The 24,327-nt window shown below is 72.3% G+C and carries 20 protein-coding genes; 4 read left to right on the forward strand and 16 right to left on the reverse strand.

The genetic code is table 11. The features are described 5' to 3' along the window. Positions 1–7: 7 nt before the first annotated feature. The 6 genes from ACFVYS_RS26555 to ACFVYS_RS26580 form a co-directional block, all read right to left on the reverse strand. On the reverse strand, positions 8–1,741 hold the full coding sequence (locus ACFVYS_RS26555) for a PP2C family protein-serine/threonine phosphatase (RefSeq protein WP_389505876.1): 1,734 nt from the start codon (positions 1,739–1,741) through the stop codon (positions 8–10). Further along, a complete protein-coding gene (locus ACFVYS_RS26560; RefSeq protein ID WP_389505877.1) occupies positions 1,738–2,844 on the reverse strand; it encodes a SpoIIE family protein phosphatase in 1,107 nt (368 codons plus the stop codon). The genes ACFVYS_RS26555 and ACFVYS_RS26560 overlap by 4 nt, the downstream gene beginning before the upstream one ends. Continuing rightward, positions 2,841–3,287 carry an anti-sigma regulatory factor gene (locus ACFVYS_RS26565; protein WP_389505879.1) on the reverse strand — a complete coding sequence of 149 codons (447 nt, stop codon included), beginning with the start codon at positions 3,285–3,287 and terminating at the stop codon, positions 2,841–2,843. Before ACFVYS_RS26565 ends, ACFVYS_RS26560 begins: the two co-directional genes overlap by 4 nt. Continuing rightward, positions 3,284–3,691: an STAS domain-containing protein gene (locus ACFVYS_RS26570; protein ID WP_389505880.1), complete on the reverse strand. Its 408-nt coding sequence runs from the start codon at positions 3,689–3,691 to the stop codon at positions 3,284–3,286. The genes ACFVYS_RS26565 and ACFVYS_RS26570 overlap by 4 nt, the downstream gene beginning before the upstream one ends. Then, on the reverse strand, positions 3,688–4,587 hold the full coding sequence (locus tag ACFVYS_RS26575) for an STAS domain-containing protein (RefSeq protein WP_389505882.1): 900 nt from the start codon (positions 4,585–4,587) through the stop codon (positions 3,688–3,690). The genes ACFVYS_RS26570 and ACFVYS_RS26575 overlap by 4 nt, the downstream gene beginning before the upstream one ends. Before the next feature lie 75 nt (positions 4,588–4,662). After that, positions 4,663–5,841, reverse strand: coding sequence for a PP2C family protein-serine/threonine phosphatase (locus ACFVYS_RS26580; protein WP_389505884.1), 1,179 nt, complete (start codon positions 5,839–5,841; stop codon positions 4,663–4,665). Between the two features lie 96 nt (positions 5,842–5,937). Between ACFVYS_RS26580 and ACFVYS_RS26585 the strand changes: the two genes are divergently transcribed. Next, positions 5,938–6,411 (forward strand): MarR family winged helix-turn-helix transcriptional regulator, encoded by a 474-nt coding sequence (locus tag ACFVYS_RS26585; protein WP_389505886.1) that lies wholly within the window; start codon positions 5,938–5,940, stop codon positions 6,409–6,411. Positions 6,412–6,586: 175 nt separating this feature from the next. Here the strand turns inward: ACFVYS_RS26585 and ACFVYS_RS26590 are convergent, their stop codons facing one another. The 4 genes from ACFVYS_RS26590 to ACFVYS_RS26605 form a co-directional block, all read right to left on the reverse strand. Next, a complete protein-coding gene (locus ACFVYS_RS26590) occupies positions 6,587–6,976 on the reverse strand; it encodes an STAS domain-containing protein (RefSeq protein WP_389505887.1) in 390 nt (129 codons plus the stop codon). Between the two features lie 225 nt (positions 6,977–7,201). Then, positions 7,202–9,655, reverse strand: coding sequence for a SpoIIE family protein phosphatase (locus ACFVYS_RS26595; protein ID WP_389505889.1), 2,454 nt, complete (start codon positions 9,653–9,655; stop codon positions 7,202–7,204). A 54-nt stretch (positions 9,656–9,709) separates the two neighbouring features. Next, complete coding sequence (locus ACFVYS_RS26600) at positions 9,710–13,708, reverse strand: HAMP domain-containing protein (RefSeq protein WP_389505891.1); 3,999 nt, start codon at positions 13,706–13,708, stop codon at positions 9,710–9,712. 299 nt (positions 13,709–14,007) lie between these two features. Continuing rightward, complete coding sequence (locus ACFVYS_RS26605; RefSeq protein WP_389505893.1) at positions 14,008–14,889, reverse strand: RNA polymerase sigma factor SigF; 882 nt, start codon at positions 14,887–14,889, stop codon at positions 14,008–14,010. A gap of 199 nt (positions 14,890–15,088) precedes the next feature. Between ACFVYS_RS26605 and ACFVYS_RS26610 the strand changes: the two genes are divergently transcribed. Both ACFVYS_RS26610 and ACFVYS_RS26615 read left to right on the forward strand, forming a co-directional pair. Further along, on the forward strand, positions 15,089–15,460 hold the full coding sequence (locus tag ACFVYS_RS26610; protein WP_389505895.1) for a PRC-barrel domain containing protein: 372 nt from the start codon (positions 15,089–15,091) through the stop codon (positions 15,458–15,460). Further along, the gene (locus ACFVYS_RS26615) at positions 15,457–15,915 is read left to right on the forward strand and encodes an ATP-binding protein (RefSeq protein WP_389505897.1); all 459 of its coding nucleotides are present in this window, start codon (positions 15,457–15,459) and stop codon (positions 15,913–15,915) included. The genes ACFVYS_RS26610 and ACFVYS_RS26615 overlap by 4 nt, the downstream gene beginning before the upstream one ends. A 62-nt stretch (positions 15,916–15,977) precedes the next feature. Here ACFVYS_RS26615 and ACFVYS_RS26620 read toward each other — a convergent pair whose 3' ends face one another. Together ACFVYS_RS26620 and ACFVYS_RS26625 are read right to left on the reverse strand one after the other, a co-directional pair. Continuing rightward, a complete protein-coding gene (locus ACFVYS_RS26620) occupies positions 15,978–16,424 on the reverse strand; it encodes an ATP-binding protein (RefSeq protein ID WP_389505898.1) in 447 nt (148 codons plus the stop codon). A 193-nt stretch (positions 16,425–16,617) separates the two neighbouring features. Continuing rightward, positions 16,618–18,522, reverse strand: a complete 1,905-nt coding sequence (locus tag ACFVYS_RS26625; protein WP_389505900.1) for an AMP-dependent synthetase/ligase — start codon at positions 18,520–18,522, stop codon at positions 16,618–16,620. A gap of 199 nt (positions 18,523–18,721) precedes the next feature. Here ACFVYS_RS26625 and ACFVYS_RS26630 point away from each other — a divergent pair, with 199 nt between their 5' ends. Further along, on the forward strand, positions 18,722–18,955 hold the full coding sequence (locus ACFVYS_RS26630) for a DUF6480 family protein (RefSeq protein ID WP_389505902.1): 234 nt from the start codon (positions 18,722–18,724) through the stop codon (positions 18,953–18,955). A 56-nt stretch (positions 18,956–19,011) separates the two neighbouring features. On the opposite strand, the gene ACFVYS_RS26635 is transcribed toward ACFVYS_RS26630, so the two are convergent. The 4 genes from ACFVYS_RS26635 to ACFVYS_RS26650 all read right to left on the reverse strand — a co-directional run. Further along, positions 19,012–20,100 (reverse strand): glutamate--cysteine ligase, encoded by a 1,089-nt coding sequence (locus ACFVYS_RS26635; RefSeq protein ID WP_389505904.1) that lies wholly within the window; start codon positions 20,098–20,100, stop codon positions 19,012–19,014. Positions 20,101–20,157: 57 nt separating this feature from the next. Further along, positions 20,158–22,362: a 1,4-alpha-glucan branching enzyme gene (glgB, locus tag ACFVYS_RS26640; protein ID WP_389505906.1), complete on the reverse strand. Its 2,205-nt coding sequence runs from the start codon at positions 22,360–22,362 to the stop codon at positions 20,158–20,160. A gap of 5 nt (positions 22,363–22,367) precedes the next feature. Beyond that, the gene (locus ACFVYS_RS26645; protein WP_020126273.1) at positions 22,368–23,729 is read right to left on the reverse strand and encodes a hypothetical protein; all 1,362 of its coding nucleotides are present in this window, start codon (positions 23,727–23,729) and stop codon (positions 22,368–22,370) included. Positions 23,730–23,757: 28 nt separating this feature from the next. Beyond that, positions 23,758–24,327 (reverse strand): alpha-glucosidase C-terminal domain-containing protein (locus tag ACFVYS_RS26650; RefSeq protein WP_389505908.1); only part of this gene is annotated, 570 nt, incomplete at its 5' end.

Below are 24,327 nucleotides of genomic sequence, written 5' to 3' on the forward strand. Positions count from 1 at the left end.
CCGCTCCTCAGGACCCGGACCGCGGGCGGCCGCCGCGGGGGCCGCCCGCGGGACTGCCCACGTGACACAGCAGCAGGCAGACGTCGTCGTCCCGCTCGGAGTCGCTCAGCATCGGGTCCAGGATGCGCTCCGCCGAACCGTCCAGGTCCGCGTCCAGCTCCTCGGCACCGAACGAGCCGAGCGCCGTCGCCAGCCGCTCGATGCCCGGGTCTATGCCCTGGGCCCGCCGCTCGACCAGCCCGTCGGTGTAGAGCGCCAGCGTGGACCCCGGGTCCAACGGGACCGTGTGGTCGGCGATCTCCTGGTGCAGCGGGATGCCGAGCATCGCCCCTGGCTTGGCGTCCAGGATGCGCACCCGCCCGTCCGGGCCGCGCAGCACGGGCGGCGGATGGCCCGCCGCCGCCCACGTCAGCACCGGCTCGCCGGGCCGGAAGCGGGCGATCACGGCCGTCGCGTACAGGTCGGGCTGGAGATGTTCCAGGAACATGTGCAGCCGGGTCAGCAGCTTGCCCGGGCTGCCGCCGTCCACGGCGTAGGCGCGCAGCGCGGTCCGCAGCTGGCTCATCATCACCGCCGCGTGCAGCCCGTGCCCCGTCACGTCGCCGATGACGGTGATCAGGCTGCCGTCGGGCTGCCGGAACGCGTCGTACCAGTCGCCGCCGACGTTCAGCCCGTAGGTCGCCGGCAGGTAGCGGGCCGCGAGCCGCAGCCCGGGGGTGGCCGGCAGGTCGGTCAGCAGGGCGCGCTGGAGCGTCTCGGCGATGTCCCGGTTGTGCTCGAAACGGCGGGCGTTGTCGAGCGCGCCGCCGGCCCGCCGGGTGAGTTCCACGAGCATGACGGCGTCGTCCGGGTTCCAGCGCTCGCCGGGCGCGGTCAGCGTCACGACGCCCAGGGGCGCGCCGCGGGTCGGCAGCGGCACGCACAGCAGGGACCGGCCGGGGTGCAGCGCCGACGGCGGCTGGTCGTCCACCCCGGGCAGCCCTCCGGGGTGCGCGGCCGCGTACTGCGGCCGTCCGGTGCGGGCCGCGATCACGGCGGCCGCCGCACGCGGAACGGACGACGCCCGCTCGTCCTCGGCGTCGAAGAGCCAGACGTCGGCCGTGCGGGCGTACTCGGGCACCAGCAGCTCGGGCAGCAGACGGGCGATCTCCTCGTGGTTGAGGGAGGCCGTCAGCGTCGCGCTGGCGTCGGCGAGGAACGTCAGCCTGCGCCGGGCGTCCTCCGCCTCCCGGCGCGCGGCGCGCTCCGCCGCGAAGGCCTCGCGCTGCGCCCGTCCCGAGGCGTCCAGCTCGGCGTGCAGCGCCAGCACACCCTGGTTGGTCTGGTGCAGCTCCTCCCGGTGGAACGCGACGAACTCCTCCTGCTCGGCCAGTCGCTCCAGCACCAGGGCGGTGTCCTCGTCGGCGCCGAGCAGGGCCTCCGCGAGGGCGGGCGCGTCATCCGCGGCGGCGTCGCGGACAGGGTCCGCGGCCGGCTCCGGGCAGGCAGCCGTGACGCACCACGGGCGCTCGCCGTCGGCGGGGGAGGGGGAGACCTCGACCGTCAGCGAGCCCCTCGCCACCGTCAGGACGAACCGCCAGCTGCCGCCCTTGGACAGACACTGGCGCAGCCGCGCGCCGAGGGCGGCGGCCATCCGGGTGCGTTCGAGCGGCGGTACACCGTACGCGGCGGCCACCCGCGCGGTGGTGATCCGCGCGCGGGCCGCGTCGCCGACGGTGCTGATCGGCCAGGTGTGATTCATGGACCATCCGGCGGCGTCGGGGACAGGACGGCCACGGCGGTGTCGTCACGCACCGGGCGGGCGGAACTACCGGCGTCGCGGACCGTCACGGCGGCGGTGACGGCGGGGTCGCAGGACAGCAGGCGGGGGTCGACCGGCGGCGCCCAGCGGCTGGGCAGCCCGTCGCTGTGCAGGACGAGCAGACGGTCGGGGGCCCAGACCGCCTCGGTCTCGGGCAGGCGCGTGGGCCGGTGCGCGCCGACTATCCCGGGCCGGGACAGCAGAGGGCGCCAGGAGCCGCCCTCACGCAGCCGCGCCCCCACATTGCCGACGCCGGCGAACAGCAGCCGTCCGGACCGCAGGTCGAGCCGGGCCACCGCGACCGCCGCGCCCCTCGTACCACGCAGCGCGGTGTCGAGCCGGCCCAGCAGTTCGGCCGGCGGCAGGTGGGGCGAGCGCTGTACCTCGTGGACGGCCGTGGTCGAGGCGCGGGCCGCCTCGGGGCCGTGGCCCAGCCCGTCGGCCAGCATCAGGGTCAGCCGGTCGCCGTCACGGACGCAGGTCCAGGCGTCCCCGGAACACGCGGCGCCCCGGAAGGGGATGTTGACGCCACCGACCCGCGCGGAGAACGGGGCGGACGCGGCGGAGGTGTCGTCCGGCGCTGCTGCCCCGGCCTGTCCGGGAACCGGCTCACGGCGGCCGCGGGTGCGGGCCGGGCCGCCGATCCGGGCCAGCGCGACCGTCCCGCGGCCCGGGACACTGTGCAGGTCGAAGTCGTCGGCGAGCCGCCGGCAGGTGCCCAGGCCGGCGCCCAGTGAGCCCGCCGTGGAGAACCCGTCGCCCAGGGCGGTGGGGACGTCGGACATGCCCGGCCCGTGGTCGACGGCGACGACCTGCACGACGAGGCCACCCGGCCGTCCGCCCGGCGGGGTGACCGCCTCCACGAGGAGCTGTCCGCCGCGCGCGTGTTTGAGCAGGTTCGTCGCCAGCTCGGTCGCCACGAGGACGGCGTCGGCGGTACGCGACCGGTCCAGGCCCGCCAGCGCCGCCGCGCCCTCCGCGGCCACCCGGGCGTCGCGCACCCGCGTCGAGTCGTGCACCGGGACGTCCCACACCTGCGTCATCGTGGCTCCTCACGCTGCCGCGGCGGGCGGGCCGTCCAGGAGGTCACCGTGACCGTGGTGCCGACGCCGGGCGTGCTGTCGAGTGAGAACTCGTGCACCAGACGACGCGCCCCGCCCAGGCCGAGTCCCAGCCCGCCGCCGGAGGTGTAGCCGTCGCTCAGCGCCCGCTCCGGGTCGGCGATGCCCGGCCCCCGGTCGCTGAACGTCAGCCGCAGCCCCGGGATCCGCCCGTCGCCCACGGGCTCCGCGGCCATCTCACCGCCGCCGCCGTACACGAGGGTGTTGCGGGCCAGTTCGCTGGCCGCGGTGACCAGCTTGGTCTGGTCCACCAGGCCGAAGCCGAGCGCCGCGGCGGCCTGGCGCACGTGCTGCCGCACCCACACCAGGTCCCGGTCCGAGCGGATCGGCAGGCGGGCTTCGACGCCCGCTACCGTCCCGCTCACCGAGGCTCCCGGTGCGGGCCGCCCGGGGCCGTCATGGCGAGCAGTTCGAGGGCCGCCTCGGTGTTGAGCGCGGTCCGCAGGCCGGGGAGCGAGAGCCCCAGCTCCACCAGCGTGATCGCCACCGCGGGGCGCATGCCGGCCACCACGGTCCGCGCGGCCAGCAGCCGGGAGCTCGCCGCGATCTCGGCCAGGACACGTCCCAGGAAGGAGTCGACGATCTCCACCCCGGAGATGTCGATGACCACACCGGTCACCCGGTTGCGGACGATCTGCTCGGCGATGTCCTGCTGGAGCTGCTCGGCCGTACCGTCGTGCAGGTCGCCCTGGAGGGTGATCAGCAGGACGTCGCCGAGCCGGAGCACCGGCACATGGGCCGTGCCCGGGAGGGAGAGGTCGTGGTTCACCGGGGACCCGCACCGCCGGGCGTCGCGAGCACGATGTCGGCGCCCAGCCGGTGCAGGGCGTACCCCAGGGCGTCGGCGAGGCTCGACCGGGTCACCACGGTGCCCAGGTCCAGGCCGAGGTGCACGATGGTCTGCGCGATGGCGGGCCGAATACCGGAGACGACGCACTCCGCGCCCATCAGCCGGACGGCCGCGACGGTCTTCATCAGGTGCTGCGCCACCAGCGAGTCGACCATCGGCACCCCGGTGATGTCCAGGATCGCGAAGCGGGCCTGCTGGTCGACGACCGCCGTCAGCAGCGTCTCCATGACCACCTGGCTGCGGGCGCTGTCGAGCGTGCCGATGAGCGGCACGGCGACGATGCCGTCCCACAGCCGGATGACGGGTGTGGCGGCCTCCAGCAGCTCCACCTGTTGCCGGTCGATGAGCGCCTGGCCCTCGCTCAGCGAGGTCTCCAGGACCACCAGCCGCAGGGTGCCCATGAGCACGGTCAGCAGGGTCGTGCACTCCCTGAGGTGCTCGGGCGTCGCCTCGGGCAGATCGGCCACCAGCAGATTCACAGCGGGCGGGCGGAGGCCGTCGACCTCGGTGGACACCTGGCCGGAGGTGAGCCCGAAGCGGGCGCGGGAGGCCACCATGCCGGCCAGCTGCTCGCGGACCGCGGTGAATCCGGCCGCGTCCGTGTCGGCCACCCGGCCGGTCTCGGCGACCTGGGCGAGCGCGTCGACGACGACCCGGCCCGCCTCCACCGCTTCGTCCCGCGAGACGGTGAACACCGTGCGGAACAGGGGTTCGTCGGCCCAGCGCTGGGCGATCTGCTCACGGCGGCGGTGCAGGAACCTCCCGACGTCGCTCGCCGGTGTGGTGTCCTCTGCGGCCGTTTCGTGCTCCGGCACGTGGTTCTCTCCTAGTTCTGGTCGGCTTCTGTGTCGCCACCCCGGGCCCGCCGGGGGCGGGCGGTGGGCGGCGGGCTACGACGCGGGCCGTTTCCCGAACCAGTCGAGACACACGACCAGTGCGTCGTCGTCCGGCTCGGACCTTCCCCGGTGCCTGGTCAGCCCGCGCAGCACCACGGCCGGGACGTCCGCCGCCGGCAGCAGGGAGGCGTTGCCGAGCGCTCGCGCGAGGGCGTGCTCGCCGTACGACTCGCCGCCCGGCGCCGCGACCCCGTGGACGCCGTCGCTGACGAAGAGCAGCCGGTCGCCGGGCAGCAGGGTCAGCTCCTGGGGGACGTAGTCGGTCTCCTCGAACATGCCCAGCGGCAGCTGCGCGTCGAGGTCCACGAGGGACAGCACCCGGTCGCGCAGGAGCAGCAGTTGCGGGGAGCCCGCGTCGACGACCCGCATCCGCCCCGTGGACAGCTCGATGTCCACCAGCAGGACCGACAGGTGCGCCTCGCCCCGGTAGTGGGCGTACAGTGCCTGGTCGGCCAGGGCCGCCTGCTCCTCGATCGGGATGCCGGCGCGGCGCGCGTTGCGCAGCGCGTTGATGCCGAGGCTGGTCAGCAGGGAGGCCTCGATGCCCTCGCCCATCCCGTTGGTGACGTAGACCAGCAGATGGTCGGTGGACGCCTCCCAGTCGAAGTTGTCGCCGAAGATGGCGTAGGCGGGCTCGAGCTGGGCACCCAGGGCGTACTCCTCCCGGGCACACGAGCGGGCCGGGAGGAGCTGCCACTGCATCTCCGCCGCCAGTGTCAGCCGTTCCCTGCGCCGGGCCCGCGCGTAGAGGTCGGTGTCGCGCTGGGCCACCACCAGCTCGTGCCCCAGGAGCTCGGCCAGCTCGGTGAGTTCGGCGAGCGACTCCCGGCTGCGCGCGGGCAGCGTCAGGGACAGCACGCCCAGCCGGTCGCCGCGCACGGTCACGGGCAGATGCGCCCGCACCCGGCCGTCGGCCGGCTCCTCGACGTACGGCTGCTGCGACCCGAAGGCCCGCCCCGGCGCACTGCCCTGCACGGGCGCCGACTCCGTGCCGCTCGGCGCGGGCGGCACGGGCAGCAGTACCGTCAGCCCGTAGTCGGCCAGCCGCAGCTCCACGGCCTCCGCCGCGTACCGGGTGCGCAGCACCTGGCTCAGGGCGCCGGGCAGCAGGTGCGGGGCCGCGGAGCGCAGGGCACGCCCGGCGGCGACGAGTCTGTTCACCTGGTCGCTCACAGCGTTCCCCGGGACGTCGTGGCGTCGTGTCCGTGGCGCCCCCGGCGGCGGGGGTGGGCTGACAGCCGTCGAGAAGCCTGCGAGAGTGTGACCGTGATGTCCCCCTCCTCGCGTCCGCAGCCGCTCCAGGTGGCGCGTGTGACCTCAGAGGCGGCGGAGCTCTTGGAAGTCCTCTGGGGCCGTGCCTCGACGGCGCCGGTCTCCGCCTCCCAGTTGCGCGTGCTGTTCATCCTGGAGCACCACGAGGGCATCAACCTGCGCACCCTCGCCGAGTTCCTCGGGTCCACTCCGCCGTCCACCAGCCGCCTGTGCGACCGCCTCCAGGCCGTCGGCTTCGTCGAGCGCAGGGTCGCCGCCGAGAGCCGACGGGAGCTGGAGCTCTTTCTGAGCCGTCGGGGGAGTGCCTTCCTCACCGACCTCAGATCACGTCGTGAGGCCGCGCTGGAGAGTGTGCTGGAGCAGATGCCCGCCGTGCAGCGCGCCGCGTTGCTGAGAGGGCTGGAGGCGTTCTGTGCGGCGGCGGCCGAGCAGATCCACGACTCCGACGCCACCGACGTCCGTACCGCCTGACGGTTTCCCCGGGTGATCGGGTTCGTCCGTAGGCACATCCGTCTTCCCTCCCGCAGCACAGTCCCGCTCACTCTGTTGCCTTACGTACACAGTTGTCAAATGGCAAGTATTGGACAGTAGTCGGCCGTTTCCGCGCGTTCTCCGTGCCCGTCGGACGGCCGCCGTCAGGTCCCGGTCAGTCCTGCGGGCCGTCCGGGAGCTGCTGCCGGTCGACGAGCTCCAGAGCCTCGTCGACGTTCTCCGATATGGGCACCGTGAGGCTGACCCCGGTGAGGTCCAGGACCCGGCGCACGGCCGGTGTGGGAGCGATCACGTGCACGCTCCCCGGCAGCCCCCGGGCCTCCTGGTACACCCGCAGGATGATGTTCATGCCGGACGAGTCCATGAACGGAACCGCCGAGAGGTCGAGGAGGAAATGCCGTCGGCCGTGGTGCAGCTGATTGGCCAGATGGGCCTGCAGATCGGTCGCCGTGTCGAGGTCGAGATGGCCTTCGACCGTGACCAGGGCGACGTCCTCACGAGGCAGGGTGACCTCGACGGACAGGGGGTTCTGGGCAATGGACACACGTACCTCCGAAAGCTGACGGTCGGGAGCGTCTACCCCGGTGGGCGACGTCGATGCGCGGCGACGGCCGGCGAGGACGCGCGGGAGGCCGCACGGGACGGTCGTCATGTGCCGTGTGTCCTGCCCTTCCGTCTGCGGATCCCCGACCTGGTGTCGCGCAGAGGCGGATACCCCCGAACCTCCCCACCATGCACACGCGCCGCAAGACCGTCACGGGACGGCCGCCTAGCGCAGCCGGATGCCCACGATGCAGGTGTCGTCGTCCGTGTCGGACCTGCTGTAGGTGAGCAGCCGGTCCAGCTGCTGGTCCAGCGTCGGCGGCACCGTGCGGGCCTGCACCAGCAACTGGGTCAGCGACTCCTCCACGGACCGGTCACGCCGCTCGATCAGGCCGTCGGTGTACATCAGCAGGGTGTCGTCGGCCGCCAGCTGGACCTCCTCCTCCTCGTACACCGTGTCCGGTACGGCGCCCAGCAGCATCCCCTTCAGCAGCGGCAGCGGCGCCGCCTGGGCGTCCCGCACCAGCACCGGCGGCAGATGGCCCGCCCGCGCCCAGCGCAGGGTGTGCCGGGAGGGGTCGTACAGGCCGCACACGGCCGTCGCCGTGATCGAACCGGTCAGATGGTGGGCGACGATGTTGAGCCAGGACAGCAGCTGACCGGGTCCCGCCCCGGTCACCGCCAGCCCGCGCAGCGCGTTGCGCAGGACCACCATGCTGGTCGCCGCCTCGATGCCGTGCCCGGCCACGTCGCCCACGCACAACATCACCAGCCCGGAGGGCAGCACGACGGCGTCGTACCAGTCGCCCCCCACCAGGTGCTCCTCCTCGGCGGGCCGGTAGCGGACCGCCACCTGGAGCCCGGGCGCCTCCAGGGGCGCCCGGGTGGGCGGCATGATGGCGTGCTGGAGCTGGAGGGCCAGCCGGCTGCGCTCGCTGGCGTGCTGCTCGCTCTGCGCGAGCTGGTCGCGGGTGGCGGCGAGCGCCACCTCCGTCCAGTGCTGCGCGGAGATGTCCTGGTACGCGCCGCGCACGGCGACCAGCCGTTCGTCGGTGTCGAGCACCGGCTCGGCGACGATCCGCATGTACCGGGTCACCCCGTCCGGCCGCTGGAGCCGGAAGGCGGCGGAAGCCGGACGGCGGCCGTGCAGCAGCGTGCGCAGCAGCCGGCCGACGACGACCGCGTCATCGGGATGGGTGTGCGCGGCCAGGTCCTCCAGCGGCACCGGCGGGCTCGACTCGGGCCGCCCGTACAGGGTGAACAGCTGTCCGTTCCAGGTGGTCTCGCCGGTGAGCAGGTCCTCCTCGAAACCGCCGATGCGGCCGAGCCGCTGGGCGTTCTGCAGGAGGCTGGCCAGGCGCGCCGTCTCGTCCTCGATCCGCCAGATCAGCAGCACGCAGTTGCCGTGCCGGCTGATGCTGAGGTCCGCGACCGCGGCCAGCGGCACCTCGCCGACCAGCGCGGTCAGACTCATCCGGCGCGCCCGGAACGGCTCCCCGGTGGCGTGCACGCGCTCGATCCGCTGGAACAGGTCACCGCCGCCGCCGGCGGCCATCGGATAGGCCTCGAGCAGCAGGGCCCCGTTGACCACGGCGCGGGGCCGGCCCGCGGGGTCGAGGAAGCGGTCGTTGACGTGCTGGATGCGGAAGTCCACCAGCTTTCCCGCCGCGTCGACGTGCGGCACCAGGACCAGGGCCGGGTCGTGCAGCCCGTCCGTCAGGTCCATCAGCTCCGCCGTGTCCGGCCGGACGAGCGGATCCTGGTCGGGGCCCCGGACATGCGCGTACGTCTGGAGCGTGTGGGCGCACAGGTCCGCCAGGGCCTCCACCTGGCGCACCACCTGGGGCGGCTGCCGGTCCAGCGGCGCCGGCCAGGCGATCTCCAGGATCCCGTCCACGCGTCCGGCGCTGCCGGCGGGCACGGCCGCCCGGCCGCCGTCCGGGTGCAGATGGCGGCCGATGGTGGGCAGCCCGGTCCGGGCCAGCGACTCGATCCACTGGGTCGCCCCCTCGGTGAGGCCGCTGCGGGCCACCGTGGCCACGTCCGGCGGCACGTACCGCCAGCGCTCGGCCTCGCCGGGAGAGAACCCCGCGCTGCCGGCGAGGGTCAGCGAACCGTCCGAGCCCGCCGCCCAGATCGCCACGGCGACCGCGCCCAGCGGGCCCAGCGCGTGCTGGAGCAGGGAGTCGGCGACGGCCTGGGTGTCGTGCGCCGCCGCCAGCGCCCCGCTCTCGGCGGCCCGCAACCGCACGGCCGCCGACTGCTCCGCGGGACCCTCCGGCCTTCCGACCGCCGCCAGGAACGCCTGAGTCACCTCCGACACGCGGTCCTTGGCGGCCTGGTTGATGACGTCCACCGCGAACTCCAGCGGACTCAGGCCGGACTGATCGGCCAGCACGGACAGCTGCTGTGCCGCCTCGCTCGGACCACAGCCGAGGCGCTCCACCAGGATGCCCTTGGCGAGTTCGACCAGGGCGCGCCCGTCGGCCTCCGCCTGGGCCTCCAGGACCTCCCGGCGCAGCCGGTCCACGGTGGCGGCGAGCCGGCCCACCGACGAGGGCGTGGCGGTGCCCTCCGGCTCCGGCGGGCTCGCGCCCCCCTCGGGGCCGGGCTGCTCCGCGGCCGGTACGGGCAGCGCCCGGCCCTCGCCGGGTTTGGTGGGCTGTGCGGGGATGCTCACGGTGTGCGGACTCCTCGGCTGGGACGCCTGGTGGCTCGGGCGGGGCGGACGTCCTCAGACGGTCAGCCAGCGTCGGACGCAGGCCATGAGGTCATGGGTGTCGACGGGCTTGGTGACGTAGTCGCTGGCCCCCGAGTCGAGGCTCTTCTCCCGGTCCCCGGGCATGGCCTTCGCGGTCACCGCGACGATGGGCAGGTCGGCGTACTCGGACATGCGGCGGATCTCGGCCGTTGCGGTGTACCCGTCCATCTCGGGCATCATCACGTCCATCAGGACCAGCGCGATGTCCGGGTTGTTGCGCAGTGTGTCGATCCCCTCGCGCCCGTTCTCCGCGTGCAGGACGCGGATGCCGTGCAGTTCCAGGATCCCGCTGAGCGCGAACAGGTTGCGCGCGTCGTCGTCGACGACCAGGACCGTCCGGCCCACGACGGCGTCGTCCGGCAGGTGCGGCGCCACGTGCTGCGGCTCGTCCGGACGGACCAGGGCGAGCACGTCCCCCGGCTGTTCGGCGGAGAGATGCAAAGTGATGCGCTCGCGCAGCTCGTCCAGGCTGGACAGGAACTCCATCGGCTTGCCGGCCGCCCGGGACTGGAGGCTCTCCTCCTGGGCCAGGTCCGCGCGGTGCCCGCTGTGCACGAGCACCGGAACGCCGGTCAGCACCGAGTCGTCGTGGAGGGCCTCGAGGAACCGGGAGGCCTCCGCGTCGGGCATGCCCAGTTCCAGGACGACGCAGTGGCAGGGCTCGGCGGCCAGCGCGCCCGCGGCCTCGTGCGCCCCGACGGCGGTGACGATGTCGACCGGCGCCGCCGACGTGCCGTCCTCCCGGCCGCGCGCCATGTCCGCCACGACGCTCTCGGCGACCAGGGTCAGCAGCCCGCGGGGCCGCTCCTCCACCACCAGCAGCCGACGCGGCCGCCGGGCCGCTCCGGTGGCCGCGGGCGTACCGGGGGAGCCGAGGGGGATCGCCGCGGGCGGCCCGGCGAGGGCGCGCTCCACCGGCCGGACACCCTCGACGACCTCCTGGAAGTCCCGCCGCGCGACCGGCAGGTAGAGCGTGAAGGTGCTGCCCCGACCCGGTGTGCTGTCCACGGTGACCGCGCCGCCGAGCAGATGCGCGATCTCCCGGGTGATGGACAGCCCCAGGCCCGTGCCGCCGTACTTGCGGCTGGTGGTGCCGTCCGCCTGCTGGAAGGCCCCGAAAATGGTCTCCAGCTGCTGCTCCGGGATGCCGATGCCGGTGTCCTTGACCCGGAACGCCACCACGGTGCTGCCGCGGACCACGCTGCTCGGCACCTCCTCGTCGGAGGCCGGCTCGATGCGCAGCTCGACACTGCCCTGCTCGGTGAACTTCACCGCGTTGGACAGCAGGTTGCGCAGCACCTGGCGCAGCCGGGAGTCGTCGGTGAGCAGGTCGGCGGGGGCGCCGGTGGCCGTGCTCACCGTGAACTCGAGACTCTTCTGCGTCGTCATGGGGCGGAAGGTCGCCTCGACGTACTCGATGAGCTGCCGCAGCGACACCTGCTCCGGCGAGACGTCCATCTTGCCGGCCTCGACCTTCGACAGGTCCAGGATGTCGTTGATCAGCTGGAGCAGGTCCGAACCGGCCGAGTGGATGATGCCGGCGTACTCGACCTGCTTCGGAGTGAGGTTGCGCGAGGGGTTCTGGGCCAGCAGCTGGGCCAGGATCAGCAGGCTGTTGAGCGGGGTGCGCAGCTCGTGGCTCATGTTCGCCAGGAACTCCGACTTGTACTTCGACGCCAGGGACAGCTGCTGGGCCCGCGCCTCCAGCTCCTGCCGGGCCTGCTCGATCTGGAGGTTCTTCGCCTCGATGTCACGGTTCTGCGCCACCAGCAGCGAGGCCTTCTCCTCCAGTTCGGCGTTGGAGTGCTGGAGCTCCTCCTGCTGGGACTGCAACTCGGCGGACCGGGCCTGGAGTTCGGCGGTCAGCCGCTGGGACTCGTCGAGCAGCTCGTCCGTGCGGGCGTTCGCCACGATGGTGTTGACGTTGACGCCGATGGTCACCCTCAGCTGTTCCAGGAAGTCCCGGTGGATCTGCGTGAACGCGCCCACCGACGCCAGTTCGATCACGCCGAGCACCGACCCCTCGAAGACGATGGGCAGCAGCACCAGGGCGCTGGGCTCCACCTGACCGAGCCCCGAGGAGATGGTGACGTAACCGGCCGGCAGCTCGTCGACGATGATCGTCCGGCGGCTGCGCGCGGCCTGGCCGACCAGCGAGCGGCCGAACGGGATACGGGCGGGTCGGTCGTCGTCGGCGGGGTAGCCGTAGGCACCCACGAGCCGCAGCTCCGGGCCGTGCTCGCCGTCCTCAGCGAGGTGGAAGGCGCCGAACTGGGCCGATACCAGCGGCACCAGCTCGTCCATGATCAGTTCGGCGACCACGGACAGGTCGCGGTGGCCCTGCATGAGACCGGAGATACGCGCCAGGTTGGTCTTGAGCCAGTCCTGCTCCTGGTTGGCCCGGGTGGTCTCGCGCAGGGACTCCACCATCGAGTTGATGTTGTCCTTGAGCTCGGCGACCTCGCCGGAGGCGACCACGGTGATCGACCGGGTCAGATCACCCTCCGCGACGGCGCTCGTGACCCCCGCGATCGCGCGCACCTGCCGGGTCAGGTTCCCGGCCAGCTCGTTGACGTTCTCCGTGAGGCGCTTCCAGGTGCCCGAGACACCCTCCACCTCGGCCTGGCCGCCGAGGCGCCCCTCGGTGCCGACCTCGCGGGCGACGCGGGTGACCTCGTCGGCGAAGGCGGAGAGCTGGTCGACCATCGTGTTGATGGTCGTCTTGAGTTCGAGGATCTCGCCCCGGGCGTCCACGTCGATCTTCTTCGACAGGTCGCCCTTGGCCACCGCCGTGGTCACCAGCGCGATGTTGCGGACCTGGCCGGTGAGGTTGTTGGCCATCGAGTTGACGTTGTCGGTGAGGTCCTTCCAGGTGCCTGCCACGTTCGGCACCTGCGCCTGACCGCCGAGCCGGCCCTCGGTACCGACCTCGCGGGCCACCCGGGTCACCTCGTCGGCGAACGCGGACAGGGTGTCCACCATCGTGTTGATGACGTCCGCCAGCGCGGCGACCTCGCCCTTGGCCTCGACGGTGATCTTCTGCGAGAGGTCGCCCCGGGCCACGGCTGTGGCGACCTGGGCGATGGAGCGCACCTGGCCCGTCAGGTTCGACGCCATGACGTTGACGTTGTCGGTGAGGTCCTTCCAGGTGCCCGACACCCCGCGGACCGTGGCCTGGCCGCCCAGGTTGCCCGCCGTGCCGACCTCGCGGGCGACGCGGGTGACCTCGTCGGCGAAGGCGGAGAGCTGGTCGACCATCGTGTTGATGGTGTTCTTGAGTTCGAGGATCTCGCCGCGGGCGTCGACGGTGATCTTCTGGGAGAGGTCGCCCTTGGCCACCGCGGTCGCCACCTGGGCGACGTTGCGGACCTGGTTGGTGAGGTTGCCGGCCATGAAGTTGACCGAATCGGTGAGGTCCCGCCACACCCCGGCGACCCCGGGCACCTGGGCCTGGCCGCCGAGGCGTCCTTCGGTGCCGACCTCGCGGGCGACGCGGGTGACCTCGTCGGCGAAGGCGGACAGCTGGTCGACCATCGTGTTGACGGTCTCCTTCAGCTGAAGGATCTCGCCCCGGGCCGGCACGTCGATCTTCTGCGACAGGTCGCCCTTGGCGACCGCGGTCGCCACCTGGGCGATGTCCCGCACCTGGGTCGTCAGGTTGCCCGCCATGGCGTTCACGGAGTCGGTCAGGTCGGCCCAGGTCCCGGAGACCCCGGGCACCTCCGCCTGGCCGCCCAGGGTCCCCTCGGTGCCCACCTCCCGGGCCACCCGGGTGACCTCGGAGGTGAAGACGGACAGCTGATCGACCATGCCGTTGAAGACGGTGGCGATATCACCCAGCAGACCGTCCCCGTCGGTGGGCAACCGGGTGCCGAAGTCCCCGTCCCGTACGGCCGTCAGGCCTGCCAGGAGCTGCCTGAGCTCGTGGTCGCCGGGAACCGTGTCCAAGGACTCGGTCGCGTTGCTGGTCATGCCTACCCTCGTTCCGCTCCCCAGGAGCCCCCGGGCGGGGACTCGGAACCGGGCCGCCCGGGTGGACGGCCCCGCATGTCGTACGTGGATTTCCGCAGTTCACGGATGCGCGCGATGAGGGAAATCCGCCGCAGGCTAACCCACCGGAGCGCGGCGAAACAAAGCATCGCTCACTTTGCGCACACAGGAATTCCAGACGACGGGCACCATGCATACACGAGCGGAAGCGGGGTACACGCACACCTTTGCCCGGGACGGCGGAAGCCGTCCCGGGCAAAGTCACGACCGGAGTTCTGGGGTCAGGCGATCTCGGCCCCCAGCAGGCCGGTCCGCAGCCGCTGCACCATGCGGCTGATCAGTCGCGACACATGCATCTGGGAGATGCCGAGCTCCCTGCCGATCTCCGCCTGCGTCCGCTCCTCGACGAACCGCATGTGGATGATCCGGCGCTCCCGTTCACCGAGTTCGGCGATCAGCGGCGCCAGCGAGTGGAAGTCCTCCACCAGTTCCAGCGCCGGCTCCTCGGCGCCGAGGAAGTCGGCCAGCACGGACTCGCCGTCCGCGCCGCCGTCGGAGGTGAGGGCCGCGTCGAGGGAGGCGGAGGTGTAGCCGTTGGACGCCTTGCGCGCCTCGATGACCTCCTCCTCCGACAGGGACATCAGCTGCGAGAGCTCACGGGTCGTAGGCATCCGGCCGAGCCGCGTCTGCAACTCCTCGGTGGCCTTGGCCAGTTCGACCCGTGCCTCCTGGAGCCTGCGCGGCACGTGCACGGCCCAGCTCGTGTCCCGGAAGAACCGCTTGATCTCGCCGACGATGTACGGAATGGCGAACGAGGTGAACTCGACCTCGCGGGTCAGCTCGAACCGGTCGATGGCCTTGATCAGCCCGATCGTGCCGACCTGGACGATGTCCTCCATCGAGTCGCCCCGGCCGCGGAAGCGGGAGGCCGCGTACCGCACCAGGGACAGGTTCATCTCGATCAGGGTGTTGCGGACGTACTGGTACTCGTGGGTGCCCTCCTCCACGACGGCCAGCCGGTCGAAGAAGCGGCGCGAGAGCTCCCGCGCGTCCTTCGGGCTCACCTGGGTGGGCATCTCGATGAGCGGAACCCCTCCTCGCGGGCTCTCCGTGCCCGCCCGCGCTGCCGTGGCCGTCGTTGCGTGTGCCGTCACGGCATTCATGCCGCTCACTCCGTTCGTCGAGCCGGTCGATGACGGAGTCCGTCTGCCCCGGGTTCCGGATCTCATGCCTGTTGTTCCGCACAGACTTTTCCAACAGGTGCTGATACCCACTCTCTTCGGTCAGGAACGGACAGACATGCCCCGAATGCGGGCGCCACAGGCGGGTAATGGCAGCTGTGGAGCGCGAGAAGGGAGCAGTGTGACCATCGACGGAATCTGGTCGTACACGCCGGACAGTGGATACGCCGAAGGACAGGACCTGACCGACTACGCCGTCATGACGGCCGACGGCACCCTCGGTCATGTGGAACGGGAGGCCGACCCGCTCGGCATGCGGCACCTGGTCGTCGACACGGGCGTGTGGCTGTTCGGCAGGAGCGCCGTCGTCCCGGTGGGCGTCGTGACGGGCGTCGACCACACGGAACGCAAGGTGACCCTGAGGTGCACCGGGGACGAGGTCAAGGACGCGCCCCGCTTCCGCACCGACAGCGAGACGACGGACCCGGCGTACCTCACCGCAGTCGGTGACCACTACCGCCGGCTGACACCACGGGGAACGCCATCGGCATGAGGGAAGAGGGACTCGCGCCCGCCCGCTCGGTGCCCGCCCGGGGGACGGCCGGGGCGCCGGTGCAGACCGCCGCGGCGGCTCGGGCCCACGCACGCGCGGCGGTGGACGCCCGGTGGAACCTGTCCACCCGGCCGGCGCGCGAGGAGGACGTCATCGACCTGCTGCTGGTCGTGTCGGAGCTGGTGGCCAACGCCCTCCGGCACGGCGGCGGACTGACCGGGTTCGAGATGACGCCGGTGCGGGACGGGATCCGGCTGGCCGTTAGCGATCACAGCGACGCCGTGCCCGCCACGGTGGTCGGACCGGGCCCCCGCCCGGCCGGCCACCGGGTGGGCGGCTACGGATGGCCGCTTGTCCTCCGCCTGGCCCGGGACATCGTCATCGAGAAACGGAACGGCGGCGGGAAGACGATCAGCGTGTTCGTGCCGATCCGGCCCGCCGACCGGCCGGCCTGACGCGACGGGCGCGGGCTCAGCCCTCCCGGCTCTCCGCTCCCGCCCTGCCGCTCCCGCCGCATTCACCAGGGCAGGAAGACGTGCACGTCCTTCCCCTCGCCCCGGCCGGCCTCGTTCGGCACCACGCTGACCTGGCTGCACAGGGTGTGCACCAGATACCAGCCGATGCCCCCGCCCCCGCTGTCGGGGTGGAACGGCCGGGGGGACGGCGGAGTGCTGTTGGTGTCGTGCACCGTCACGTGCACCCCGTCGAAGGTGGGGCGCAGGCACAGCTCGAAGGGGCCCGGCGCGTACTGGACGGCGTTCGCCGCCAGCTCCGTCACGATCAGCACGATGTCGTGCCAGCACTCCGGTGCCGTGGGAGGCACGGTGCCGGCCAGCTCGTGGAGGAACTCCTCCGTGGCCAGCCGTGCACCCGTCACGTCCTGGGGTTCGCCCTCGAAGCGGGCTGTACGGCTGGGAATCGCCCAGGAGGACAGTGCGTCGTTTCCACGCGGCTCGGTTGCCATGTCGTCAGTGCGGTCCCTGAGTCTCCGGGACCGTCGTCCTTTCTCGTACGGCTCTCTGGCGTCGCCCCTACAGGGTTCCCGAGGGCTGCCAGGCTACGCGTCCGTCATCCGACGGCATATGGTCGCGGCGGAACACGGTCGCCGGCTCTCCGGCCACGCAGCGTGTCCGGGCCCGTGTCCACCGCCGTCCGGATCACCGGAACACGTCGTCGGCGTCGTCCCAGCCCAGCACCTCCTCCGGTGCGCTCTGCCGGGGCAGCCGCGCCCGGGCCTGGTACATCGCCTCGATCTCCGTCGCGTAGTGCGCCACGATCGAGTCGCGGCGCAGCTTCATCGAGGGCGTCAGCAGGCCGTTGGTCTGGTCGAACGCCTGCGGCAGGATGCGGAAGGCACGGATCGACTCCGAGCGGGACACCGTGCTGTTGGCGGCGGCCACCGCCCGGCCGACCTCCTCGCGCAGGGCGTTCTCCTCGCGCGCCTCCCGGCTCTGGGTGTCGCCGTGCAGCATCAGGTTCCCGCGCCAGTGCGCCAGGAAGTCGGGGTCCAGGGTGATCAGCGCGCCCACGCACGGCCGGTTGTCACCCACGACCACGGCCTGGTGGACGAGCGGATGCATCCGCAACCGCTGCTCCAGCGAGGCCGGCGCCACACTCTTGCCGCTGCTGGTGATGATGACGTCCTTCTTGCGGCCGGTGATCGTGAGGTAGCCGTCGGAGTCCAGGAACCCGAGGTCACCCGTGGCCAGCCAGCCACCCCACAGCGCGGCCCGCGTCGCGGCGTCGTCGTTGACATAGCCCTGGAACACCGACGGGCCGCGCACCAGGATCTCCCCGTCGTCCGCCACCCGGATGTCGACGCCCGGCAGGGCCTGCCCGACGGTGCCCGACTTCTCCCGGCCGAGCGGCTGCATCGTGATCCCGCCGCTGGTCTCGGTCAGGCCGTACCCGTCGTGCACATAGATGCCGATGCCCTCGAAGAAGAGGGACAGATCGCGGTGGAGCGGGGAGCCGCCCGAGGTGGCGCGGTGGACGCGGCCGCCGAGCGCCGCCCGGAGTCTGCGGTACACCGTCCGTTCGAACAGGGCGTGCTGGAGCCGCAGGTCGAAACCGGGCCCCGAGCCGCGGCCCAGCCGCTGCCGTTCGACGGCGGCCGCGAAGTCCCGGGCCGTCTCCGCCGCCCGCTCGAACAGGGCGCCACGGCCGGCCTCCTGGGCCGCCCGCAGGAAGTTCTTGTAGATCTTCTCGAACACCGACGGCACCGCGTACAGATACGTCGGACGGAAGGTCCGCAGCGACTCGGCGAGCGCCTCCGCGCCGATGTCGGGTTCGTGGCCCATCAGGATGCCGCCGCGCAGACACAGGCCCTGGATCATCAGCCCGTACACGTGGGAGAACGGCAGGAAGGCGAGGACGCTCGGCTGCCGGCCGACGGGCGCGGCCGTGTGCCCCCAGCCGGCCAGCAGCGTGTCGCAGGGGCTGGCCAGGCTGCGGTGGCTCAGCGCGCAGCCCAGCGGCCGGCCCGAGGTCCCGGAGGTGTAGGCGATCACGGCGGTGGAGTCGGGCAGCACGATCCGGCGCAGCGAGTCCACGGTGGTGATCGGCACCAACTCTCCGCGCTGCGTGAGTTGTTCGAACGCCCCGGCGTCCAACTGCCAGACGCTCCGCAGTGAGGGCAGGGCCGCGCACACCGATCCCACGGTCATGACGCTCTGTTCGTCCTCGACTACGACGCCCACACAGTTCGCGTCCCGCAGGATCCACTCGACCTGCTCGCGCGAGGACGTCGGATAGACCGGGACGACCTCGGCGCCCACCGCCCACAGCGCGTGACACAGGACCGTCCACTCGTACCGGGTGCGCGCCATGATCGCGACGCGGTGTCCGGGCGAGATCCCGGAGGCCACGAACCCCTTCGCCAGGTCGACCACCTCGTCCCGCAGCTCGACGGCCGTCACCTCCTCCCAGTCGGCGGCGGCGCCGTCCGGACGGCGGGCGAGCACGGGGAGCGTGGGAGTGCGGGCGGCTGTCTCGAAGACGGTGTCGGCGAGGCCTCCGGTCAGGGGCGTGGTGGCCGGGGGAGCGAGGGCGAAGTCGCGCATGCGCTGCTCCTGAGGTGTACGGGCTGTGACTCCGCCGACGGGAACTGTTATCGACGGTGCCCGAATCTAGCCCAGGTGGGACCGGTTGTGGCCTGGAACGAATAAGTAATCCGCGTTGATGATCTCGGCCTGCCGGGCCCCCGTCACTTCCGACGGCCCACCGCCGGTGAAGTCGGCGGTCCGGGGGGACTCGGAGAGCATGAAGCATGTCAATCCCGACCCCGAACCCGAACGCACCACCGGTCTGGAACCCGGCGGCGGCGTCCCCCCGGGCGAGACCCCGCCCGCGGAGAGCAGCATGCCCGGAGCCGGCCCTCGGGAGACGCACAACCCGTCCAAGGGCTGGGCCAAGGGCCCGCTCACCCTGATCATCGTCCTGGTCGTGCTGTGCGCGGCCTTCTTCCTGGCGTACGCGATCGTGCTGATGCTCTGACGTTCTGATGCTCCGGCGCTCCGACCGGGGACCGCGGCGGTATCCGGGAGGCGACCTCAGGCCTGGGTGTGCTGCACGCAGGTGGTGACCACCTCGCGCAGACTGCCGGTGCGCTCCCACACCTCGCGCTGGATCCGGGAGCCGTTGCCGTGCCGCAGCAGCCTGTCGCAGGAAGCACGGGCGCGCTCCAGGTCACCGCTGTCCGCCAGCGCGTCCTCCACATGCTCCAGCAGAGCCCTGACGACCGTCTCGGCGGGTGCCGGCCGCATGGTCGCGGGGTGCAGCAGTTCCTCGGTGAGGCCCGAGCGGGCGGCCCGCCAGCCGGCCAGCCGGAGCAGGCTCACACTGTGGTCCAGCGGCTCCCGGCCGGCCTCCCGGTCCCGGGCGGCGGTCTCGACGAGCCCCCGCACCAGCGTCGCGATCAGCACGGCGGTGTCCGCGTGCAGACAGACGTCCGCCACCCGCACCTCCACCGTCGGATAGCGCGCCGACAGCCGGGCGTCGAAGTAGACCATGCCCTCGTCGAGGATCGTGCCGGTGGCCACCATGTCCGCCACCCGCCGGTGGTACCGGTCCGCCGACCCGAACAGTTCGGTCGGCCCGGCCGACGGCCAGCGCTGCCACACCCGGCTGCGATAGCTGCTGTAGTCCGTCTCCCGGCCCTGCCAGAAGGGCGAGTTGGCGCTCAGCGCCGTCAGCACGGCCAGCCAGGGCCGGATCCGGTCGACGACCGCGACGCCCTCCTCGTCCGATTCGACGGACACATGGACATGGCAGCCGCACACCATCTGTTCCTGTGTCGCGATGCCGTACTGCTCCGCCATCCACTGGTAGCGCCGGTTCATACCGACGGACGGGCGCACCGGCAACGGCGAGGTGGCGAGCGCGGCGACCGCGCACCCGGTCTCCCGTGCGTGCCGGGCCGCCTCCCCGCGTATGCGGACGATCTCCGCGCCGAGTTCACCCATGCCCGACTGCGGGTGGGTGTTGAACTCGAGCATCTGGTTGTGCAGTTCCCTCTCGAAGACGTCTTCCTCTGCCCCGCGCCGGGAGGCGCGGGCGAGGACGGCGGCGGACAGGGCCCGGGGCTCCCCGGTCTCCGGGTCGACCAGGAGGAGTTCTTCCTCCACTCCGACGGTGCGCACGGGGTACGGCCTCTCTCTGGCGGGTGGTACGCACCCGAATGCCCCGCCGGGGCTGGTTCACACGGACGACGGTGCCAGCCACACCGTGGCCAGCGGCGGCAGGGTGAGGGCGATCCCCCCGTCCCGTACCGCGACGGGGGCGGGGTGGACGAGGCCGCTGCCGCCGTAGCACTCGGCGTCGGTGTTGAGCAGCTCGCGCCAGGCCGGCACCCCGTCGGGCACGGTGAGCCGGTAGTCGTGGCGCACGACCGGGGAGAAGTTGCTGACGGCGAGGAGCGGAGCCCCGTGGGCGTCGAGGCGCAGGAACGCGAAGACGTTGTCCTCCGCGGCGTCGCCGACCACCCACCGGAAACCGGCCGGATCGGTGTCCCGCTCCCACAGGGCCGGGGTGGCCCGGTACACCGTGTTGAGATCACGCACCAGGTCCCGCACCCCCCGGTGATCGCCCGCCGACGCGTACCCCGGGTCCAGCAGCCACCACTCGGGGCCGTGGGCCTCGGACCACTCCGCGCCCTGGGCGAACTCCTGGCCCATGAAGAGGAGCTGCTTGCCCGGGTGGGCCCACATGAACCCCAGATACGCGCGGTGGTTGGCGCGCCGCTGCCACCAGTCGCCGGGCATCTTGGAGACCAGCGCCTGCTTGCCGTGGACGACCTCGTCGTGGGAGATGGGCAGCACGTAGTTCTCGCTGTAGGCGTACACCATCGAGAAGGTCATCTCGTTGTGGTGGTACTTGCGGTGCACCGGCTCCTTGGCGATGTACTCCAGCGAGTCGTGCATCCAGCCCATGTTCCACTTCAGCCCGAACCCCAGACCGCCGCTGTCGGTCGGCCGGGTCACCCCTTCCCACGCGGTGGACTCCTCCGCGATGGTCACCACCCCCGGGTTGCGGCGGTAGACCGTCGCGTTCATCTCCTGGAGGAACGCCATGGCGTCCAGGTCCTCCCGGCCGCCGAACACGTTGGGCGACCACTGGCCGGAGTCCCGCGAGTAGTCGAGGTAGAGCATCGAGGCGACGGCGTCCACCCGCAGCCCGTCGACGTGGAACTCCTCGCACCAGTAAGTGGCGTTCGCCACGAGGAAGTTGCGCACTTCCACGCGCCCGAAGTCGAACTCGTACGTCCCCCAGTCCGGATGCTCGGCCCGCCGGGAGTCGCCGGGCTCGTACAGCGGTTCCCCGTCGAACCGGCCCAGCGCCCAGTCGTCCTTGGGGAAGTGCGCCGGCACCCAGTCCACGATCACGCCGATCCCGGCCCGGTGCAGGGCGTCCACCAGGAACTTGAAGTCGTCGGGCGTGCCCATGCGTGAGGCCGGCGCGTAGAACCCGGTGACCTGGTAGCCCCAGGAACCCGAGAACGGATGCTGGGCGACCGGCATGAACTCCACATGCGTGAAGCCGAGGTCGTCGACGTACGGCGGGAGCTCCTCCGCCAGCTGACGGAAAGTCAGCCCCGGTCGCCAGGAGGGCAGGTGGACCTCGTACACGGAGAACGGCGCCCCATGCACGGGGACGTCGCCCCGGTGCGCCATCCACTCCTCGTCCGCCCACTCGTAGTGCGAGGCGTGCACGATCGACGCCGTGTCCGGCGGCACCTCCGCGCGCCGGGCCATCGGGTCGGCCTTGAGGAAGCGGTGGCCGTGACGCGAGGTGATCTCGAACTTGTACCGGGCGCCCTCGCCGATCCCGGGCAGGAACAGCTCCCAGACCCCGGACGAACCGAGGGACCGCATCGGGAAGGCGGTCCCGTCCCAGAAGCAGAAGTCCCCGGCGACGCGCACCCCCTGGGCGTTCGGCGCCCACACGGTGAACCGGGTGCCGGTCACCCCCTGGTGGGCCATCGGCTCGGCGCCGAGCGCCTTCCACAGCTCCTCGTGCCGCCCCTCCCGGATGAGATGCAGATCCAGGTCGCCGAGCGCGGGCAGGAATCGGTAGGGGTCGTCCACCTTGCGCTCGGCGCCTCCGTACGACACCAGCAGCGTGTACGCGGGCACCGCGTCGAGCGGCAGCAGGACGGAGAAGAGACCGTCGCCCTCCGAGACCAGCGGGGTGGGATCGCCGTCGATCACGACACTCACGGCGTCCGCGAAGGGCCGCAATGCCCGGAAGACGATCCCGCCCGGTACCGGGTGCGCGCCCAGCAGGGCGTGCGGATCGTGGTGCGCGCCCGAGAGCAGGCGCCCACGGTCGGCCGCGTCGAGCGCGGGCGCCGTGCGCGGGCGGGGACCGGCCGACTCGGGCGGAGAGGTGTCACGCAGGGCCACAGGGGTCAGCCTCCTCGGACGGCGAGTCGTTCGATCGCCGCCATGGGTACGGGCAGCCAGTCGGGACGGTTACGGGCCTCGTACAGCACTTCGTACACGGCTCGGTCCGTCTCGTAGGCACGCAGCAGGGCATGCTTCTTGCGGGGGTCCCAGCCCGCGCGGGCGGCGTAGCCGGCGCAGTAGGCCTCCCGGCAGCGGCGCGCCCACTCCGGCCGCCACGGACGGCGCTGGCGGGCGGCGTAGTCGAACGAGCGCAGCATCCCGGCGATGTCCCGGACCGGGGAGTGGGCACTGCGGCGCTCGGCCAGCGGACGGGACGGTTCGCCCTCGAAGTCGATGACGAACCAGTCGCGTCCGGCGCGCAGGACCTGCCCGAGGTGCAGGTCCCCGTGGATGCGCTGGGCGGGCGGCCCGGCGTCGCACACGGAGAGCGCGCCGAAGGCGGTGGTGAGGCCCGGCACGAAGGGGCGCAGTGCCGGCACATGGTGCGCGGCCGCCTCCAGCCGCTCGGTCATCGCCGCCGCCGTCCGCCCGTCCTCGGCGTCCGGACCGGCCGGCAGGGCCGCGGCCAGCGCGAGGTGGACGTCCGCCGTGGCCCGCCCCAGTTCCTCGGCCTCCGCCGTGAAGTCCTCCCCGCGGGCCAGGGCCCGCAGCGCCAGCGTCCAGCCGTCCGACGCGTCCGGCAGGAACGGCTGGAGCACGCCGAGCGTCGCCTCCTGTGGATGGGTCGTGCGGAACCAGGCCACGGGCGCGGGCACCCGTCCGCACCCCTGCCCGGCCAGCGCGACCGGCACCTCCAGATCGGGGTTCACCCCGGGCTGGATGCGCCGGAAGATCTTCAGGATGAACGCGTCCCCGTACACCAGCGAGGTGTTGGACTGCTCGGCCTCCAGCAGCCGCGGCGCGAGCCCGGGGGGCAGCGACACGGACGGGTCGGACTCGAAGCACAACGGGCCCAGCGTGCCGGGGTGCCGCATCCGCTCCAGGAGCAGATGCGCCGACCGGGGGTCCTGCAGCGCGTCATGGACCGTCAGACCGGCCATCGGCCCGTCCTCCACCCTGCCGATCAGCGCCCGTCCCAGACGCGGGGACAGGTGTTCCTGGACGCCGAGCAGCAGCTGGTAGCAGTCGCCGGCCGGGGGAGTGCCCCCGGGAGTCGGGACACCCGACTGATCGGCGTGCACGAGCAGATGCAGACAACCCGGGTACAGCTCGGTCATCGACAGCATGCGCAGGTCGGTGAGGGGCCGGTCCTTGCCGGCGAACCAGCGCTGCCGCGGCAGCCATTCGCACAGCAGCGCGGCGAGCGGTCCGACGGAGCGGACGCCGCTCGCGCTGCTCGGTCGCAGGGGTGCGGTCTTCGTCACGGTGACCCATCCTTTCCCCGGCGCTCGCTCACAGGCGGCGGCCGATCCGGGACGCGGCTCTGGTGAGCCGGAACCAATAGAAGCCGTGTCCCGCGAGAGTGAGCAGGTAGGGCAGTTCCCCGATGGCCGGAAAGCGGACCCCGCCGAACAGCTCGACGGGATGGCGGCCGTCGAACCGGCGCAGGTCGAGTTCGGTGGGCTGCGCGGAGCGCGAGAAGTTGTGCACGCACAGCACCACGTCGTCCCCTCCGTCGGCCGTCAGGGGGGCTTCGCGCAGGAAGGCGAGGACGGCCGGGTTGGAGGACTGGAGTTCGGTGTAGGTCCCGAGGCCGAAGGCGGGGTTCTGCTTGCGGATCTCGATCATGCGCCGGGTCCAGTGCAGCAGCGAGGAGGGCGACGACATCGACGCCTCGACGTTGGTGACCTGGTAGCCGTAGACGGGATCCATGATCACGGGAAGGGACAGCCGGCCCGGGTCGCAGGAGGAGAAGCCTGCGTTGCGGTCCGGTGTCCACTGCATGGGGGTGCGGACGGCGTCGCGGTCGCCGAGCCAGATGTTGTCGCCCATGCCGATCTCGTCGCCGTAGTAGAGGATCGG

The sequence above is a fragment of the Streptomyces sp. NPDC058295 genome (assembly GCF_042880655.1).
GTDB lineage: Bacteria > Actinomycetota > Actinomycetes > Streptomycetales > Streptomycetaceae > Streptomyces > Streptomyces coriariae.